The organism is Streptomyces sp. CRN 30, assembly GCF_034105845.1.
On the sequence record NZ_JAVRHI010000376.1, the window covers coordinates 54,678 to 70,482 of the forward strand.

At 65.8% G+C, this 15,805-nt stretch carries 14 protein-coding genes and 1 pseudogene; 6 read left to right on the plus strand and 9 right to left on the minus strand.

The genetic code is table 11. The features are described 5' to 3' along the window. The first annotated feature begins 117 nt into the window (after positions 1–117). From UW392_RS40275 to UW392_RS40290, 4 genes are all read left to right on the plus strand, one after another. Positions 118–1,146, plus strand: a complete 1,029-nt coding sequence (locus UW392_RS40275) for a restriction endonuclease subunit S (RefSeq protein WP_320780251.1) — start codon at positions 118–120, stop codon at positions 1,144–1,146. After that, entirely contained in the window at positions 1,146–4,289 is a 3,144-nt protein-coding gene (locus UW392_RS40280) for a type I restriction endonuclease subunit R (RefSeq protein ID WP_320780217.1), read from the plus strand. Before UW392_RS40275 ends, UW392_RS40280 begins: the two co-directional genes overlap by 1 nt. Before the next feature lie 258 nt (positions 4,290–4,547). Further along, positions 4,548–5,819 carry a hypothetical protein gene (locus UW392_RS40285; protein ID WP_320780218.1) on the plus strand — a complete coding sequence of 424 codons (1,272 nt, stop codon included), beginning with the start codon at positions 4,548–4,550 and terminating at the stop codon, positions 5,817–5,819. A 192-nt stretch (positions 5,820–6,011) separates the two neighbouring features. Next, the gene (locus tag UW392_RS40290; protein ID WP_320780219.1) at positions 6,012–7,160 is read left to right on the plus strand and encodes a reverse transcriptase family protein; all 1,149 of its coding nucleotides are present in this window, start codon (positions 6,012–6,014) and stop codon (positions 7,158–7,160) included. 155 nt (positions 7,161–7,315) lie between these two features. On the opposite strand, the gene UW392_RS40295 is transcribed toward UW392_RS40290, so the two are convergent. From UW392_RS40295 to UW392_RS40320, 6 genes and pseudogenes are all read right to left on the minus strand, one after another. Then, complete coding sequence (locus UW392_RS40295; protein ID WP_320780220.1) at positions 7,316–7,855, minus strand: GNAT family N-acetyltransferase; 540 nt, start codon at positions 7,853–7,855, stop codon at positions 7,316–7,318. Further along, positions 7,852–8,658: pseudogene (locus UW392_RS40300) on the minus strand (XRE family transcriptional regulator); the annotation flags it as partial. The gene UW392_RS40295 and the pseudogene UW392_RS40300, both read right to left, overlap by 4 nt. 201 nt (positions 8,659–8,859) lie before the next feature. Then, on the minus strand, positions 8,860–9,492 hold the full coding sequence (locus tag UW392_RS40305; protein WP_320780221.1) for a hypothetical protein: 633 nt from the start codon (positions 9,490–9,492) through the stop codon (positions 8,860–8,862). Further along, entirely contained in the window at positions 9,489–9,980 is a 492-nt protein-coding gene (locus tag UW392_RS40310) for a hypothetical protein (protein WP_320780222.1), read from the minus strand. The genes UW392_RS40305 and UW392_RS40310 overlap by 4 nt, the downstream gene beginning before the upstream one ends. Further along, on the minus strand, positions 9,977–10,504 hold the full coding sequence (locus UW392_RS40315; RefSeq protein ID WP_320780223.1) for a hypothetical protein: 528 nt from the start codon (positions 10,502–10,504) through the stop codon (positions 9,977–9,979). Before UW392_RS40315 ends, UW392_RS40310 begins: the two co-directional genes overlap by 4 nt. Beyond that, positions 10,501–10,776 carry a hypothetical protein gene (locus tag UW392_RS40320; RefSeq protein WP_320780224.1) on the minus strand — a complete coding sequence of 92 codons (276 nt, stop codon included), beginning with the start codon at positions 10,774–10,776 and terminating at the stop codon, positions 10,501–10,503. Before UW392_RS40320 ends, UW392_RS40315 begins: the two co-directional genes overlap by 4 nt. Before the next feature lie 64 nt (positions 10,777–10,840). Between UW392_RS40320 and UW392_RS40325 the strand changes: the two genes are divergently transcribed. Beyond that, positions 10,841–11,299, plus strand: coding sequence for a DNA-processing protein DprA (locus tag UW392_RS40325; protein ID WP_320780225.1), 459 nt, complete (start codon positions 10,841–10,843; stop codon positions 11,297–11,299). 25 nt (positions 11,300–11,324) lie between these two features. Then, on the plus strand, positions 11,325–12,668 hold the full coding sequence (locus UW392_RS40330; RefSeq protein ID WP_320780226.1) for a hypothetical protein: 1,344 nt from the start codon (positions 11,325–11,327) through the stop codon (positions 12,666–12,668). 16 nt (positions 12,669–12,684) lie between these two features. Here UW392_RS40330 and UW392_RS40335 read toward each other — a convergent pair whose 3' ends face one another. From UW392_RS40335 to UW392_RS40345, 3 genes are all read right to left on the minus strand, one after another. Next, complete coding sequence (locus UW392_RS40335) at positions 12,685–13,299, minus strand: MobC family plasmid mobilization relaxosome protein (RefSeq protein ID WP_320780227.1); 615 nt, start codon at positions 13,297–13,299, stop codon at positions 12,685–12,687. Positions 13,300–13,488: 189 nt separating this feature from the next. Beyond that, positions 13,489–14,664 carry a DUF3631 domain-containing protein gene (locus UW392_RS40340; RefSeq protein ID WP_320780228.1) on the minus strand — a complete coding sequence of 392 codons (1,176 nt, stop codon included), beginning with the start codon at positions 14,662–14,664 and terminating at the stop codon, positions 13,489–13,491. A gap of 608 nt (positions 14,665–15,272) precedes the next feature. Next, positions 15,273–15,506: a helix-turn-helix transcriptional regulator gene (locus UW392_RS40345; protein ID WP_414497088.1), complete on the minus strand. Its 234-nt coding sequence runs from the start codon at positions 15,504–15,506 to the stop codon at positions 15,273–15,275. Positions 15,507–15,805 lie beyond the last annotated feature (299 nt).

The following is a 15,805-nucleotide window of genomic DNA, read 5'->3' on the forward strand; positions in this document are numbered from 1 at the left end:
GATGGTGACTGGGTAGAGAGTAAGGATCAAGATCCAGACGGCGAGATTCGACTCCTTCAATTGGCGGATGTCGGAGACGGTTTCTTTCGTGACCGGTCAGACCGGCGTATCAACGAAGTGACTTTCGGGCGACTCAACTGCTCGCCTGTACGGGCTGGCGACGTCCTTATCGCGAGGATGCCCGATCCGTTGGGACGTGCCTGCATTGTTCCCCAAGGGATCGGGCGCGCTGTGACCGTCGTCGATGTCGCCGTTCTCCGCTGCGACGACACCAAAGCAGACAGACGCTATGTCACCTATGCGATCAACGCTGCGCCGAGCCGCAGTTTCATGGAAAGCCTTCAGGATGGGGCCACACGCCAGCGGATCCCGCGGAAACGGCTTGGACGAGTTCAGATCCCACTCCCAGAGCTGCCAGAACAGCGTGCCATCGCTGGCTTTCTTGACCGCGAGACCGCGCGCATCGACACGCTCATCGAGGAGCAGAAGCAACTGATCGAGATGCTCCGCGAGCGGCGCGATGCAGAAGCCGATGTCCTCTTGGGGGCGCCGACTCGGGCTCGTAATACCACGGTCAAGCGGGTACTCCGACCTCTCTCGCGCCCCGCAGTCGCAGGTCTTGGTGTTGTTACTGCTTTTCGCGACGGCGTCGTAACCCTTCGAAGTAAACGCCGGGAGGACGGTTATACCTTCTCGAACACCGAGCATGGGTATCAAGAGATCCGTCCAGGAGACCTGGTGTTTCATGCCCTCGACGGCTTTGCGGGCGCTGTGGGAGTGTCCGATAGCCACGGGAACGCTACGCCGGTTTACCACGTGTGCGAAGCAACCGCTGGAGACGACCTGGCATACGTCGCTCGCTTGCTGCGATATCTAGGGCGTAACGGATTTCTCGCCACGCAGGCTCCGAACGTGCGTGAACGCAGCGTCGACTTCCGAAACTGGGCAATGTTTGGTCGATTGCCTCTTGCTCTGCCGCCGGTCGAAGAGCAGCGTCGCATTGCTGCCTACCTCGACGACCAGGACGCGAAGACTGACACGCTGATCGCCGAGTCAGAGCGGTTCGTCGAGATTGCTCAGGAGCGACGTGCAGCGCTTATCACAGCGGCGGTGACGGGGCAGATTGACGTACGCGAGGGGGTGTGATGGCTGATCACAACGAGGTGGTCTTCGAGACGGAGATCTGCGAGTACCTAGAGGCTCACGGTTGGCTGTACTCGGAGAACGACCGTGATGGCGGGGAGTACGACAGGGAGCGAGCACTGTTCCCGAGCGACCTGTACGCGTGGCTGGAGAAGACACAGAAGCCGGCGTACGAGAAGGCGTTGAAGGCGGCGGGCTCGCAGGCGAAGTTCCTCGACGTGCTGACTGCGGCGCTGGACAAGCCGCTGGAGCACGGCGGGGGCACGCTGAATATCCTGCGCAACGGGGTGCAGTACATCGGTGGCGGCCGGTTGAAGATGGCGCAGTTCCGCCCCGAGACCTCGTTCAATGCGACCACCACGGCTCACTACGAGGCGATGCGGGTGCGGGTGGTGCGACAGGTGCACTTCTCGACCGCCGACCAGCGCCTCCTCGATCTGGTCTTCTTCGTCAACGGTCTTCCGGTGGCCACGGTGGAGTTGAAGACCGACTTCACCGAGTCGCTGGATGAGGCGATCAACCAGTACAAGCAGGACCGCAACCCACTGACTAAGGGGCGGCCCGAGCCGCTGCTGACCTTCGGACACCGCGCTGTGGTCCACTTCGCGGTCTCGAACGACCTGGCGGCGATGACCACCAGACTGGAAGGGGAGACGACCCACTTCCTGCCGTTCAACATCGGCTTCGACAGCGGTGCTGGCAACCCGCCCGGCGCGGACGGACGGTCGTCGACGGCGTACCTGTGGGAACGCGTCTGGGAGAAACACGCCTGGCTGGACATCATCGGGCGGCTGATGATCGTGCAGACCAAGGAAGAGTGGGACGTCACCACCGGCACGTCGGTGCGGCGTACGAGCATGCTCTTCCCGCGGTTCCACCAGTGGGAGGCCGTCACGAGCATCGTCGAGGCGGTGAAAGAGGAGGGTGTCGGGCAGCGGTACCTGATTGAGCATTCGGCCGGGTCGGGGAAGACGAACACCATCGCCTGGACGGCCCACCGACTGGCGAGGTTGCACGTCGATGATCGGAAGGTCTTCGACTCGGTCATTGTGGTCGTGGACCGCACCGTGCTCGACTCCCAGCTGCAGGATGCGATCCGGCAGATCGACGGCACCGGCAAGATCGTCGCGACTATCAGCCCCGAGGACGTCCGCAAGGCCGGCGTGAAGTCGAAGTCGGGTCTGCTGGCGCAAGCGTTGAAGAACGGTGAGCTAATCATCGCGGTGACGGTGCAGACCTTCCCGCATGCGCTGGACGAGATCCGGTCCGACGCTGGCCTGAAGGGCAAGCGGTTCGCCGTCATCGCCGATGAGGCGCACTCCTCCCAGTCGGGTCAGATCTCCTCGAAGCTGAAGCAGGTGCTGACTGCTGAGGAGATCAAGGAGATCGAGGAGGGCGGCGAGGTTGATGTGGAGTCGGTGCTGGCATCCGAGATGACCGAGCGGGCCGAGTCGGAGAACATTTCCTACTTCGCTTTCACCGCGACGCCGAAGAACAAGACTCTCGAACTGTTCGGCCGCAAGGATGCCGACGGGAAGCCGCGCGAGTTCCACCTGTATTCGATGAAGCAGGCGATCGAGGAGGGCTACATCCTCGACGTGCTCAAGGGCTATCAGTCCTACGACACGGCGTTGAAGATCGCCGGCAGGGCCGAGAGCGGTGACGGGGGAGAGGTTGAGGAGGCCGCCGCCCGCAAGGGTCTGATGCGGTGGGTGCAGCTCCATCCGACGAACATCAGCCAGAAGGTGCAGATCATCGTCGAGCACTTCCACGCCAACGTCGCCTACCTCCTTGAAGGCAAGGCGAAGGCGATGGTGGTGACCGACTCGCGCAAGTCCGCGGTGAAGTACAAGGTGGCCATCGACGCCTACATCGCCAGGCGCCGCACCGAGGACGCTTCGTACAACTACCGCACCCTGGTCGCCTTCTCCGCCGGGGTGACGATGGCCGAGGACGAGACCTGGCACAGCGACTGGGGCCCGCAGCCATCGAAGGATGATGAGTTCACCGAGGCCAACATGAACCCCGGCGCCGGGGCCGATCTGGCAGCCGCATTCAAGGGCGAGACGTACAAGATCATGCTGGTCGCCAACAAGTTCCAAACTGGCTTCGACCAGCCCTTACTCTCGGCGATGTACATAGACAAGAAGCTGTCAGGGGTCACCGCGGTGCAGACTCTCTCGCGGCTCAACCGCACCCATCGCACCGCTGGTGGGGAGCAGAAGCGCAAGACGTTCGTCATCGACTTCGCCAACAAGCCCGAGGACATCAAGGCAGCCTTCGAGCCGTACTTCAAGAACGCGACCCTGGAGACCGAGACCGATCCGTATGTCGTCATCCACCTGGCTAACAAGCTTGCCCAGGCCGGAATCTACACCGAGGACGACGTTCGCAAGGTCGCCGAGCTGTGGGTGACCCGGAAGGGCAACAACGCGCTCTCGGCGGCGATCAGCCCGGCGCAGCACGACTTCCGGCGTCGCTACGCGCGGGCAATCGAGGAGGAGGACAAGGTCACGCTCCAGGCGCTAGACCTGTTCCGCAAGGATGTCTCCACCTACGTACGTCTCTACGACTTCATGTCCCAGATCGTCGACTACGGCGACCCCTACATGGAGATGCTCTCGATCTTCCTGCGCCTTCTGGAGAAGGTCATCGCCGAGTCCGCCTGGGCTGCCGACGTCGACCTCTCCGACGTGGTACTGGTCGGGGTCAAGCACAACAAGGCAATCCCGGTCAACATCTCGCTCATGGGCGACGGACAGCTGAAGGGCATCAGCGCAGCCGGCACGGGAATGAAGAAGGATCCGAAGTACGTCGCGCTCCAGGTCGTCATAGACAAGATGAACGACCTCTTCGGCGCCGAATCGTTCGCCGAGTCCCAGGTCAGGGAGTTCGTGCAGGGACTCGTCCAGCGGTTGCTCGCCGACCCGAACCTGATCAGGCAGACCAAGGTGAACTCCAAGAAGCAGTTCGTGGAGTCACCAGACTTCCAAGCAGCCGTTACGGAGGCGGTCGCAGACAACCAGGACGCCCACAACACGATGGCTGACTACTTCTTCACCGATGGGCCGGCCATTAACTCGATCATCGTCGCCCTCGCGGATGCCTTCTACGAAGCAGCGGTCGATCAGCAGGTGGATTCTTAGATACGGCAGTACGCATGTCCCTCCGCAGCAGGCCACCTCGCTGCGGAGGTGAGGACAAGCAGGATCCATGGCTGTGGTTCGGGCCGCAGATTTCCAGCAGCACTCGACATGATGTGGGATCCGCTCGTGCTGGCCGGTGCTCCGCCGTACGCTCGCGCGTTACGTGGCCAACCGAGCGTCGGCGTACCGATGCTTGGCGTCTCGGCATCTACCTCAAAACGGAGGCTGGCAGGGAAGCGATGGGCTTAGCATAACCCCATGAAATATCGCCCCAGCGAGACTACGCTCGGCGCTGTCTGGGTCAACAACTTTCCGCCAGAGGATCGGCGTGCGGCGGAGTTGTTGCTGAACAGCCTGCGCGTCCTCTCCGACGCCACCTTTCGGGCAGCCTTGACTGACCGCCTATCCGGTCTGGTGAGACATCTGCAGCCCCCCATCGCGATTTATCCGATCAGGGAGCTCCCTAAGGGAGATAGCGACACCGAAGGCCCGGGTGACCACGCCGAAGAAGTGGCACCATCGGACCCTGCGAAGAGAAGAATATTTCTGCCGCTGGACCATCCACATTCGGCACTTCCAGGGAGTGAGGCGCACGTTGGTAACATCATTCGAGATGTCATCGGGAGCCGAAACCGGGCCGACGAGACAATAGCTTCCTCGCCGCAGGAGATCGAGGATCTTCGGCGCATCAAGGTTCGCACGATCGTGTTGGTGGACGACTACAGCGGCACTGGAAACCGAGTTGGCAGCTATCTACGTGCCTGGGCTCAGGATCCAACGATCCGAAGTTGGTTCTCTTACAAACTTGTCAAATTTCATGTGGTGCTTCATGCCGTCTCGCTGGCTGCACTGCGTGCGTTGGAGCGGAATCCGTGGGTTGAACAGGTTCATTTTTCTGAGCATGCGGCGGGTTTTTCTACAGTGCGTTGGTCGAAGGGTGAAGCTGCTGAGATCCGGGAGCTCTGCGAGAAGCACGGTTTCAAGAAGAGTCACGCTCTCGGTTATAAGCGCTCTGAAGGTCTTTGGGTGATGCAGCACACCGTCCCCAATAACCTGCCGATGATCCTTTGGCAGGACAGGCACAAGTCGATTAGTGATTGGCAACCCTTCTTTGGCGACCGAAAGATGTCTCCGGCTCTGCAGCAAGAGTTGGGGGACTACAGGCTCGAGACGCGGGCAGAAGATATCGCGGCATCTCTACGTCAGCCTCGGCTGTCTCGTGCGCTGTCCGATCAGCCGGGTGCCACCACCCGTCTGATCCTGTTGGTCTTGGCTGCATCTGCTCGAGGTGTTCGCGATGTCCGTCGGCTGAGTCTCTTGCTCGGTACTCCGCTTGCGTCGGCCGAGGCAGCTCAGCAGGCGTGTGCTCAGCTAGGCTTGCTCGATCCTGGCGCTCGTCTTACCCCGGAGGGGCACAGGGAGCTGGCTGCAGCGCGCCGACGGGCACCACTAGCCGTGAAGCCCCATCGCTTGATCGGCCGGGATACCCCCTATTATCCTTGGCAGTTGAGGGGAGTCAGCGACATCTAGAAGTTGTCGGCATCGTTGATGCCGACTCGGCCAGGCGCGCTGCGACCTGGAGCTTCGTGCAGGCAACGGTGCTCGCCGTCTGCCTCGATCAATCTCACGTTGCGCCTACCGTCGCAGGCTGCGGCTGTCCGGGCGGGGTCTGGGGCCCCAGCCTGCGACGAATGCTTCGCTGTCACAGGAATCCGAAGGTAGATGATCACTGACTCCCCTCATCTGTATCGCGCCACCGGGCAGCGACTTGGTAAGGAGCCAAAGCTCGTAGAGCACTCTCTGCAACAAGCCGCAGAGGTCGAAGAGCGAGGATTGGCGTCCGTGTTGACTTTGGGACACTTGGCCCACAATACGGGGGTCGGGTACTACTACCTGCGAGAAGTTGCGAAGCGGAGCATAGACCCGTACGACGACCTGGTCCTTCCGCGACGTAATGGAAGGAAAATGCGAGCGATTTCATCGCCGCGCTCCCCGTTGCTGGAAGTGCAGCGCTGGATCTTGCATCGGATCGTCGAGCGCCTTCCCGCACACCCGAATAGTTTCGCGTATACCCCTGGTAGTTCGATCAAGGCATGCGCTCAAAAACATCTCGGCGCCGGTTGGCTGGTCAAACTCGACATCCGGAACTTCTTCGAGACGATCAATGAGGCGCAAGTCTATGAGGTTTTCCTCGGGGCGGGATACCGGCCGCTCCCGTCGGTCGAGCTTGCCAGGATCTGCACCCGCTATGCAGGTCATGCGCGGCACGTGAGTGCTCAAGCGTTCCGGCACCGATCCACATACAGAGTGATCAAGACCTATTCGCGCCCATTGATGGGATTCCTCCCGCAAGGCGCCCCCACTAGTGGCTCTTTGGCGAATCAAGTGGCAAGAAAGTTGGACGACGAGCTCAGTGTCGTGGCGGCGTCAAGAGAGTTGGTGTACACGCGCTACGCAGACGACATGGTTTTTTCATCCAGTGGTGATTTTCGCCGTAAGGAGGCTTCTTCGATAATCAGGGAAGTGGAAGTACTCCTGCGTAGTTATGGGTTCGAACCACACTCGCAGAAAACGCGCATCGTCCCCCCTGGGGCACGGAAGATCGTTCTCGGGCTTCTTGTGGACGGACCAGTAGTACGGATCAATAGAAAAATGCGTTCCCGGCTGTTGCGGCATATTCGTGGCGTCGAGGCATTCGGGCTCCAAGCTCACGTGGCGCACGTTGGGTTCAGCTCGATCGAGGGACTCGTGCGGCACGTTTCAGGGTTGCTGGCCTTCGCCTCGGATATCGAGCCGGAATGGGCAGAATCGGTAGAGAAACGGTGGACTGCGGCACTCCAACGTGATGGTTGGTCCATACCGGAGAAATGATCGAGCAAGCGTCGTGCCCCGCGCTTCTCTGGGGGCATGACCGAGCAGTGATGAGAGACTGCAGTGCGGGGCAGACCGCGCGGCATAGCGCGAAAGGACTGGGCCCAGAACTACAGCACGATGCTGGATTCCTCCCAGGTTATCGTGGTCGCTGGTCAGCCGACGGCTCGGATCATCACGGTGAGAACCGGGGAGGCTGGTGATGGCTGGCTTTGTCCGATGTCCTTGTACCCCCACGACCTGTAGAGGGCGTGGACCTTTCCGTCGCCGGCCGCTGGGTTGACCATGAGCGTGACGAATGGCTCGTCGCGTGTGGCGAGGAGGGCGTCGTGGATGCGGCGGGCGGTACCAGTTTTCCGCCAGGTCGGTCGGACGCCGATCTTCTTCAAGGCCACCGCCGGGCTCTCGGTGTACCTCTCGGCCGGCGTCGGGCTGGTGCGCTGCCAGTAGCGGTCGCCGTGCTTGATGGTGTTGCCGTAGGCGTAGCCGACCGGATGTCCGTCCGCGTATGCGAGGACGGCTGTGAACCCCGGTTCGGTGCCGTGTCGGTCCAGGCGTTCGCCGAACGCGGTGACCGCGTAGTTCGGCAGGTGGAGGAGTGGGGCGCGTACGTCGGCGTACACGTTGAGGAGGTCGCCGCGGGCGGTGACGAGGGTGGTGAAGGTGCGCAGTTCGATGGCGGGAGCCGTGGTCATGCGGCCATCCTCCAGGCGGCGGTGTGCTCGGTCCAGGTCTGCACGGTGGAGCTGCCCGGCGCGGTGGCGCGCAGCGCGGCCCCGAACTCCTGCAGCATGCGCGTGACCCGGGCGTGCTGAGTGGCTGCTTCGGCGGGGACCTTCATCGCGGTGGCCGTGGCGGCGTCGGGGGCGCCCTGGGCGAGCTGGGCGTGGGCTAGCCGGGTGGTGGTGATGGCCCGGGACCGGACCATGTGGGGTCGGAGGGCGGCCAGGCAGCGGTGGGCGTGGTACTCGGCGGTCGAGTAGTCGCCGAGCGCCAAGTGCGCGGAGAGCGCCAGGGAGTCCAGTTCGGCCTGGTCGTAGAAGGCGAGCATCAACACCGGCCGGTAGTCGGCGGGGTCGGCCCGCAGCATGGCGTCCTGCGCCTGCTCGAACGCGCGGCGGGTGCCGGTGCGGTCCTGGGCCGTGCCGTGGATGGCGCCCTGGCGGGCCAGACCGAGGGACGCGAACAGGGGGTCTCGGCGGGTGATGTGCAGGTTGCGGGCGACGTCGTTGGCGGCGAACGCGTCCGGCGGTCGGCCCATGTGGCGGTACATGGTGCCGGCGTGGCTCCAGATGCGGAACTTGATCGCCTGGTCGCCGGACATCTCAGCGAGGGCTTGCGCTTCGCGCATGTGTGCCTTGGCGATGTCGTAGCGCCGACCGTCGATGGCGGCCCACATCGCGGAGGAGCGGAAGGCGGCTGCTGAGGCGTAGAGGTTGAGCGCCTCGTCGGCGAGAGCGGCGGCCCGCTGCTCGATGCCGAGTTGCCCGCCGTGTCTTTGCGCAGTCGGTGGCTGGCCAAGCCTCCGTCAAAGGGAGCCTGCGCCGCTCGCGCCCAGAGGGAGGGCCGTGGCGGGTGGCAGTCAGCAGATGGCCCGGAGTATCACCGCTGCAACCGCGTCCTACGTGGCGAGCCGGTTGCAATGGGACACCCAGCGGGCCTCAGGGGGAGGCTGACCGCCGACCGTCGGGCGCTGATGTCACCGGTCGCACGTTTCGTCGCGCCGTAGGTCGACGATTGTGCAGCCATGCAGCGAGCGCACGAGCTGTCCAGCGAGCACCCACCGCGCGTCCGTCGTGCCGTACGCAACGACGTCCTTCATCTCCGTGCGCACCGGATAGCCGAACGCTGACGGAGCCCAGATGCGCCCGTGCACCCCGCACACCTCGCTGTCCTGGACGCGGACGGCGACGTAGTGCCCGGCCAGGTGCGGGCACATCACGGCTGCCGCATTGGCGCACGGTATGCAGATTGGAGGGTGCGTCGTCAGCAGGCGTTCCGGCCAGCCGGCCCAGCGGCCACGGTCGTCCTCGATCAGCCACAGCATGCCGCGGCTATCTCGGGCGGGCGCGCCCCCGCACACCTGGCACCTGAGGTACTGCATCGCCAAGCGCTGTCGCTCAGGATGTACCTCGCCGTACCGCGGATGCCCGGCGCCCTGGGCGACCGCACGGCCGTTCCACAGCACGCCGAACTGGTCCCGGTCCTCGGGGGCCTCGTCGGCGAAGCCGATGCCGCCGTGTTTCGAGTACACGATTCGCCGCAGGTGTTGCAGCTCGCCGCTCCACGCCGCGATGTACGGAACGACGGTGGGGCGTGTCAGAGCCTTCACGAGGGTCCTCCCGGAGGGCGGCCGACGTAGGCGAGGGCGAGGTGCAGCCTTCCCAGTTCGGTCGCTCGCTCTCGGTACTCGTCGACCTCGGCGACCGAGGCGCCCGACGACAGTTCGTCGATACCGATGGCGATGTGCGCGCAGCCCGCTTCGTCCAGGGCCCGTACCCACGGAGAGCGGCGCAGCTTGAGAGCGAACAGGCTCTGGGGGAACCAGAGCAGCGCGTGCGCGTCGTGCACGGTGAACCGCACGCCGATGTCGGGTGCCTCGGCGCCGGCCGGACCGGCGCCGAACGAGTGCACCACGCGGCGCATGGCGGCCTCGATGGCGGCGGGGGCGGAGTCGGTGAAGTCTCTCGGTGCCCCGTGCGTGAGCATCACGGAGGGGAGTGGACCACGGGCGTCGCGACGGTCGACCCAGGTACGGACGTCGAGCGACATGATCGTCGCGAGAGGGATGGCGTGATGGGCCAAGGTTCCGCTGGTCATCGCGTGCGCCCCTTTTCGGCTGACGCGAGCGCTACGGCGTAGCGCTCGTACAGCAGGTCGACGTCGGTGAGCGGCCCGCCCTCATGCGGCGACACGATCCACGAGTGCCCTCTACGCGTGCGCGGAGCGACGGTGGTCGGATGCGGCACGGTGATCACGGTGCCAGCGGTGAGCACTCCCGACTCGGGCAGGCCCCAGTGGTCGGCCGCTCCGACGGGCACCAGCACCTCGACGCCGTGGGGGGTGTGCAGCACCGGGCCGACGGGGGTGCCGGCGTGCCGCATGACGGTGATGGCGGCCCAACCGAGGGCGAGGTGCAGCCGGACGATGTCCCATGCCTTGCCGACGGGGGCTTCGGCAAGGTCGCCCTGGTCCCAGGCCGTGAGAGCGCTCGTCACGCTCGCCCCGGTCTGCCGGATCCAGTCCAGTGGGGTGAAGCCGTCGAAGCCGCCATCGGTGAAGACGCCGGCCTTGTCGAGCCAGCTCTGCGGGACACGGCGGGGTGGTGTTGCCTCGGTGGTCATCGCGTCGCCTTCCGGCCGTCGGCAACGACTACGCGTGGCAGCCCGAGCAGGAACACGACGCGGTCGGCGGTTGCGTGCTCGTCGCCGTGCTCCCCGATCTCGTATCCGTCCTCGGTCAAGTACCGGTCGGCATGTGCGGTGACGGTTTCTCCGAGTCCGGGGTGCAGGGGATTGACCACGCTCACGGCGTGCTGTCTCCGGTACGTCACATACAGCCCGCGTGCTGCGAGCTGTTCGGCCAGAATGGCGGCCGGGGTAATCGTCGCGTCCATGCTTCGATCCCACCGTGCGGCGTGCCGCCAGGGGATCTGACAACCTATGACACGGAGTTGATCAATGGCGTCGGCTGTGGCGATCACGGGTACGCGGCAGACCGCTCATCGCGACCTTGGCTGGTTCAGCGAGCTGTTCAGCGCCTACCTCGCCCCGTGGGCGACCGAGGACAGAGAGTTCTTTCTCGGCGGTGCGGTCGGCATCGACAGCCTCGCTCTGCTGTGGCTCGCCGGTAACTCGGCGTCGCGGATCACGGTCGTCGTACCGGGCACCTTGGCCCAGCAACCGGCCGAAGCCCGGCAGGCTGCCGAACGGTGCCGCGACCGGATCGAGTCGATCGTCGAACTCGGCGCCGACGAGCTGCGTACACCCGCCTACCACGCCCGCAACACCTACATGGTCGACCGCGCGCGGATGGTGATCGGGTTCCCCCGCGAAGGGCCCGAGAGCACCTCGGGTACGTGGCAGACGATCAACTACGCGTCCTCGCAGGGCAAACCGCGACTGATTGTGCCCGTGTGACCTACGGAGCGTGCATCATGAGGGCATGAGCGCGCACGGCAGGCTCGTCGGTGCTGCCACACTCAAACGCCTCCGCCACGCCCGCGGCTGGTCCCTGGCCGACACGGCGCGGGCCATCGTCGACCAGGCCGCCGCACTCGGGCAGCCGCTCGACGCGTGCGTCGGGAGTGTGCAGCGGTCCGTCGCACGGTGGGAGTCCAGCACGACGCCAATCCTGCCCGGTCGGCGATATCAACTGCTGCTCGCCCACCTGTACGCCCGTACCACCGATGGGCAGACTTCCCTCGGCGCCGGCTCGGACTTCCACGAACTCCTCGATGCTCTCGCCCACCTCGGCGAGAGCGAACCGCATCTCGACGAGCTGCGTGCGCTGCTCGTGCGGACTGCCACTGATGGTGGCGGTGGGCTTCTTGCGCTGCTCGGCCCGTCCACGCAACACGCCCTGTCGACGGCGCTCGCCGACCCCACCCGGCTCGACGAAGAAGTACTCGACGCCATACGGCTGGCTGTCTCCGACGTGAACGGACAAGTCGGCTCGGTCCCGTTCGTGCGGGTGCAGCTTCTGCTCGCGCCGGTTGTCGAGTCGTGCCGTCGCCTGCTCGACGCATTGGTTCCTGAGCCGTTGATTCCCGGCCTGCGAGCGGTGGCCGCTCAGGCGTACACACTCGCCGGGCGAGCGGCGTTCGAGACCCGCGACGACGAGGCGTCGCGGGCCCTGTACGCCGAGGCGACCGCTGCGGCCGGTGGCATCGGCTCGCCGTGGCGTCGGGCCGTCGTCAAGATGAGCCACGCTCTAGTCACCCTGTACTCGATGCCCGGCATCGATGCGGCGCAACGCCTCGTCGGTGACGCGGTGCGCGACGCGCGGGCCGGCGAGAGCGTGACCGTGCGGGCACGGGCCCACGCCCTGCAAGCCGAGATCGCGGCACGCGCCGGTGCCGAGCGGCACGCGAAGGCCGCCCTCGCCCTCGCCTGGTACGACATGGACAGCGACCGCGACGGCGACCCGGCGCCTACCTCCTTCTCACCCGCTTACCTGCGCGGATTCGACGGCGTCACATCGCTGTACGTCGGCGATCCAGCGAAGGCGCACGACTACTTCGCCCGGTCGGCCGAGGCGCTGCAAGCGCCCCGCGAGCGCGTGCAACGGGCGATCGTGGCGACGGACCAGGCCCTCGCCCGCATTCGCCTCGACGAGCCCGAGTCGGCCGCCGAGCTGCTGCACGAGTGCGTCGACGCGGCCTCGGTGACCGGCGGTCGTGTCGCCACGATCAGGCTGCGCCGCGCCCGCAGCGATCTACGGCCGTGGCGGCGCGAGTCCTGGTTCGCGGACCTCGACGACCACCTGATCGACTCACTCGGGGCGTAGCCGGCGCCAGCGCTGGTCAGGCGTGAGCGATGATCCGGTCTGTGGCTTCCTGGACACGATCTACCGCTCGAAGGGTGGCCGTAAGAACAGCGTCGAGCGCGGCCGGCTTTTCGTCGGAGTTCACAGCGCGGGTGATCTGGTTGAGGTTGTTGCCGATGTGGCCGAGGTGTCTCCGGGCTGCGAAGAACTCACTGATCAGGCTGCGGTCGTCGGCGATCGCGCCGGCGGCTCGGTCCAGGTCACGGGAGGCGGCAAGGGCCGAGCGAGCGAGGAAGCCGGCGACAGTGAGGCCGACTGCTTCGGCACCAGCGGTGATGCGGGCGAGTTCCTCGTCGCTCAGACGGGTGCTGCGTACGTGCGGTCGTTGGCGGCGTCGGTACGGGCGTCGTCGTGTGTTGGGTCGTGCTCGGCCAGTGGGGCTCGGCGCGTGGACCTCGGCGCCTGGTGCGCTCCCCTGAGTCCGCGATCCGCCCTCGGTCGCGGCCTCCTCGTCCGGCGTCCCCCGGCGCCGGACGAGACCCGGCTCCGGCGGAGTCGGGACCCCTTTGGAGACTCCGCCCGAGGCGGAGTCTCCAAAGGGATAACTTGCTGGTCGGTTGGTGCGGCTGGTGTCGATGCGGTTGTCGGGCACGGCGGTGTCTCCGATCGCGTACGGCGGTTGTCTGTGGCGTGTCCGTCGCATCCGTCGCGTGGCTGGTCATGCCAGGTACGGACGTGGGTGCAGGTACGGAGAGGTCCGTCCCGGCGGGGGCGTCCGTCCCCGCGCTGACCTGCGCGGGGACGGACGCGACGGAGCTGGACGGATGGCGGGCCGGGTGGGTCAGCGGGAGCGCGCCGGTCCGGCGGGGCCGCTCGGCGGCCCGATGGGCAGGCTCCTCGGGGGAGGGGTGGAGGCCGTCCTCTGTTGCTGCTGATGGCCGGGTCGGGGCTGGGTGGGTTCCGGGCAGTAGCGGGCCCAGGCGTCGAGGAAGCTGTTGCGTGCGTACGCCTTGGCCTGGCGGCCTTTGGCGAAGCGGTGGTTGGAGGAACCGATGCCGAAGTCACGCAGCAGGTTGCCGAGGTGGTAGGCGTTGAGGCCGTTGGTGCCGTACTCGGCCCAGGGACCTTCGGCGTCCTGGACGAGCGCGGCCAGCATGTCCTGAGTGCGGAGGACATCGGTGCCTTGAGAGTCGAAGACGCGGCGGATGTCCCGTAGCAGCCGCGTTCGCAGGGTGGTCTGTCCGTCCTGGACGACTTCGCTACGGGTCATGGCGAGGCAGGCTGTCCGGGCCCGGTCCGGCCAGTCGCCGCCGGCCAGGTCAGCAACGGTCACCAAGGGCTCCCACGTGTCCGCGGCCCGGTCCTCGACCGGCATCTGTGGCACCAGCGCGGCTGCGGTCTCCCGCAGTGAGGCCAGCCAGGCACCCAGCCGGTCGCGTACGGCGTTGAGTTCGGGCACCGAGTCACGTGAGCGGAACGCGGCGATCCGCTCACTGGGCTTGCGCTTCTGCATGCGCAGCACGACGGCGCGGTCCATGATCGTGTCGGGCAGGTCGCCGATACCGGCCAAGGCGGCCATGGCGAAGGTGGGGAACGAGGTCACCTGCCGCTCCGGTCCGGAGATTCGCCAGGCGGGACGGTTGCGCTGGTGACCGGCGTTCAGCAGGCCACGCAGATCCTCTTTGTCGCCTGCCTTGGGGCCGAAGATGGTGTCGGCCTCGTCCACCAGCAGCGTCGGTGGGTTCTTCCCGATGACACGGAAGACCACGGCCGGCGACGTGTTCACCGTCATCATCGGCTTGTGCACCGTCTCGTGGAGGACGTCCAGCAGACGGGACTTGCCGCACCCCTTCGTCGGGCCCACCACCGCGAGACGCGGCGCGTGCTGAAGGACGGACTGGATGTGCGTGGCCGCGACCCACAAGGTCACGGCAGTCAGGGCTTCCTCGCTGGGCAGCACAACGTACCGGCCGATGGCCGCACGCAACTCGTCCAGGACTGCGGTCCCGTCCTCCACTCTCTGGGGACCGGCCCCTTCACGGTCCCCGGTTCCCGAGCCGTCGGCGGGGACCGCGGGCTCCGATTCGGTCCCCTCGGTCCCGGAGCCGGTTCCCTCGGTCCCCGATCCCGGTCCTGCGGTCCCCGGCGCGGCGACGGTCCCCGCAGGGATCCCTTGGGGACCGTCGTTGGCGTCCCCACTCACCGGGCCGTCTACCAGCGGCTTTCCGCTGACAGACGTTCGCCGGTCCCCGGACTGCTGGGGCCGGGGGCGGTCCCCGGTGGCTGGGGACCGGGGACCGTGTCCCGTTCCCGCGCCATCGGTGCGACGGTCCCCGTCGTGATCCGCAGTTGGCTCCCGGCCGGTTCTCACCTCCGGGGCTGGCTTCTCGGCCTCAGATGTACGGGACGGTGGTGTTCCCTGACCTGGTACGGCGACCGGGGGCCAGGCGATTAGGGGACCGGTGCTCGCGGTACGAGGCGAAGATTCCTCCATAGGCACTCCTCCCTCGGTGGAGCGGAACGGGTTTCCCGATCCACCGAGTCGTTGTTCACGGATGGGCGATCGAAGATCGAGGGGGCTGCTCTTGGTGTCGACGTGCAGAGGGCCCCTCTGACGCAGCGCGGTCAGGCCGTCAGGTCGTACGGCGACTGCTGGTCGAGCCAGGCGTCCACCTCGGACCAGCGGTAGCGCAGATGCCGGCCGACCTTCAGCGGCTTCGGACCGGTGCCGCGGTACTTCCACTGGTACAGCGTCTTCACCGGCACTCCGAGGTACGCAGCCACATCGGCGGGAGACGCGAGCGTGCCGCGTTCATGGGTAGAGGATCGATCCAGATGGGCGGGCAAAAAGACTCCAATTCGGGCAGGTCCGCAATATGGAAACGGTGCGGTCACCGCAGGATTTTCATGCGGCTGGCAGGGCCCAATAACCTTAGGGTCGAATCGCCGGTCGACCAAAAAGTTCGGGGGAGGGGTCGGTTACCGACCCCTCTTATGCTGTCGCTGTGACCGTCTCCAGCCCTTGGCAGAGCTGCAGTCGGGGTGGGGTGTGAGTGTCGTCGCAGCTCGCGCTGGCCAGGAAGGCGAGGGAACATAGCACGGAAATCGAGGTGCGCGGAAATGGTCCGGAAGTTAACTCATCCGAGAACCATCGCTGC

Coding starts and splice junctions, on each gene's coding strand:
- UW392_RS40290 (WP_320780219.1), top strand. CDS start 6,012: ATGATCACTGACTCCCCTCATCTGTATCGCGCCACCGGGCAGCGACTT.
- UW392_RS40315 (WP_320780223.1), bottom strand. CDS start 10,504: ATGACCACCGAGGCAACACCACCCCGCCGTGTCCCGCAGAGCTGGCTC.
- UW392_RS40325 (WP_320780225.1), top strand. CDS start 10,841: ATGGCGTCGGCTGTGGCGATCACGGGTACGCGGCAGACCGCTCATCGC.
- UW392_RS40295 (WP_320780220.1), bottom strand. CDS start 7,855: ATGACCACGGCTCCCGCCATCGAACTGCGCACCTTCACCACCCTCGTC.
- UW392_RS40280 (WP_320780217.1), top strand. CDS start 1,146: ATGGCTGATCACAACGAGGTGGTCTTCGAGACGGAGATCTGCGAGTAC.
- UW392_RS40310 (WP_320780222.1), bottom strand. CDS start 9,980: ATGACCAGCGGAACCTTGGCCCATCACGCCATCCCTCTCGCGACGATC.
- UW392_RS40320 (WP_320780224.1), bottom strand. CDS start 10,776: ATGGACGCGACGATTACCCCGGCCGCCATTCTGGCCGAACAGCTCGCA.
- UW392_RS40285 (WP_320780218.1), top strand. CDS start 4,548: ATGAAATATCGCCCCAGCGAGACTACGCTCGGCGCTGTCTGGGTCAAC.
- UW392_RS40330 (WP_320780226.1), top strand. CDS start 11,325: ATGAGCGCGCACGGCAGGCTCGTCGGTGCTGCCACACTCAAACGCCTC.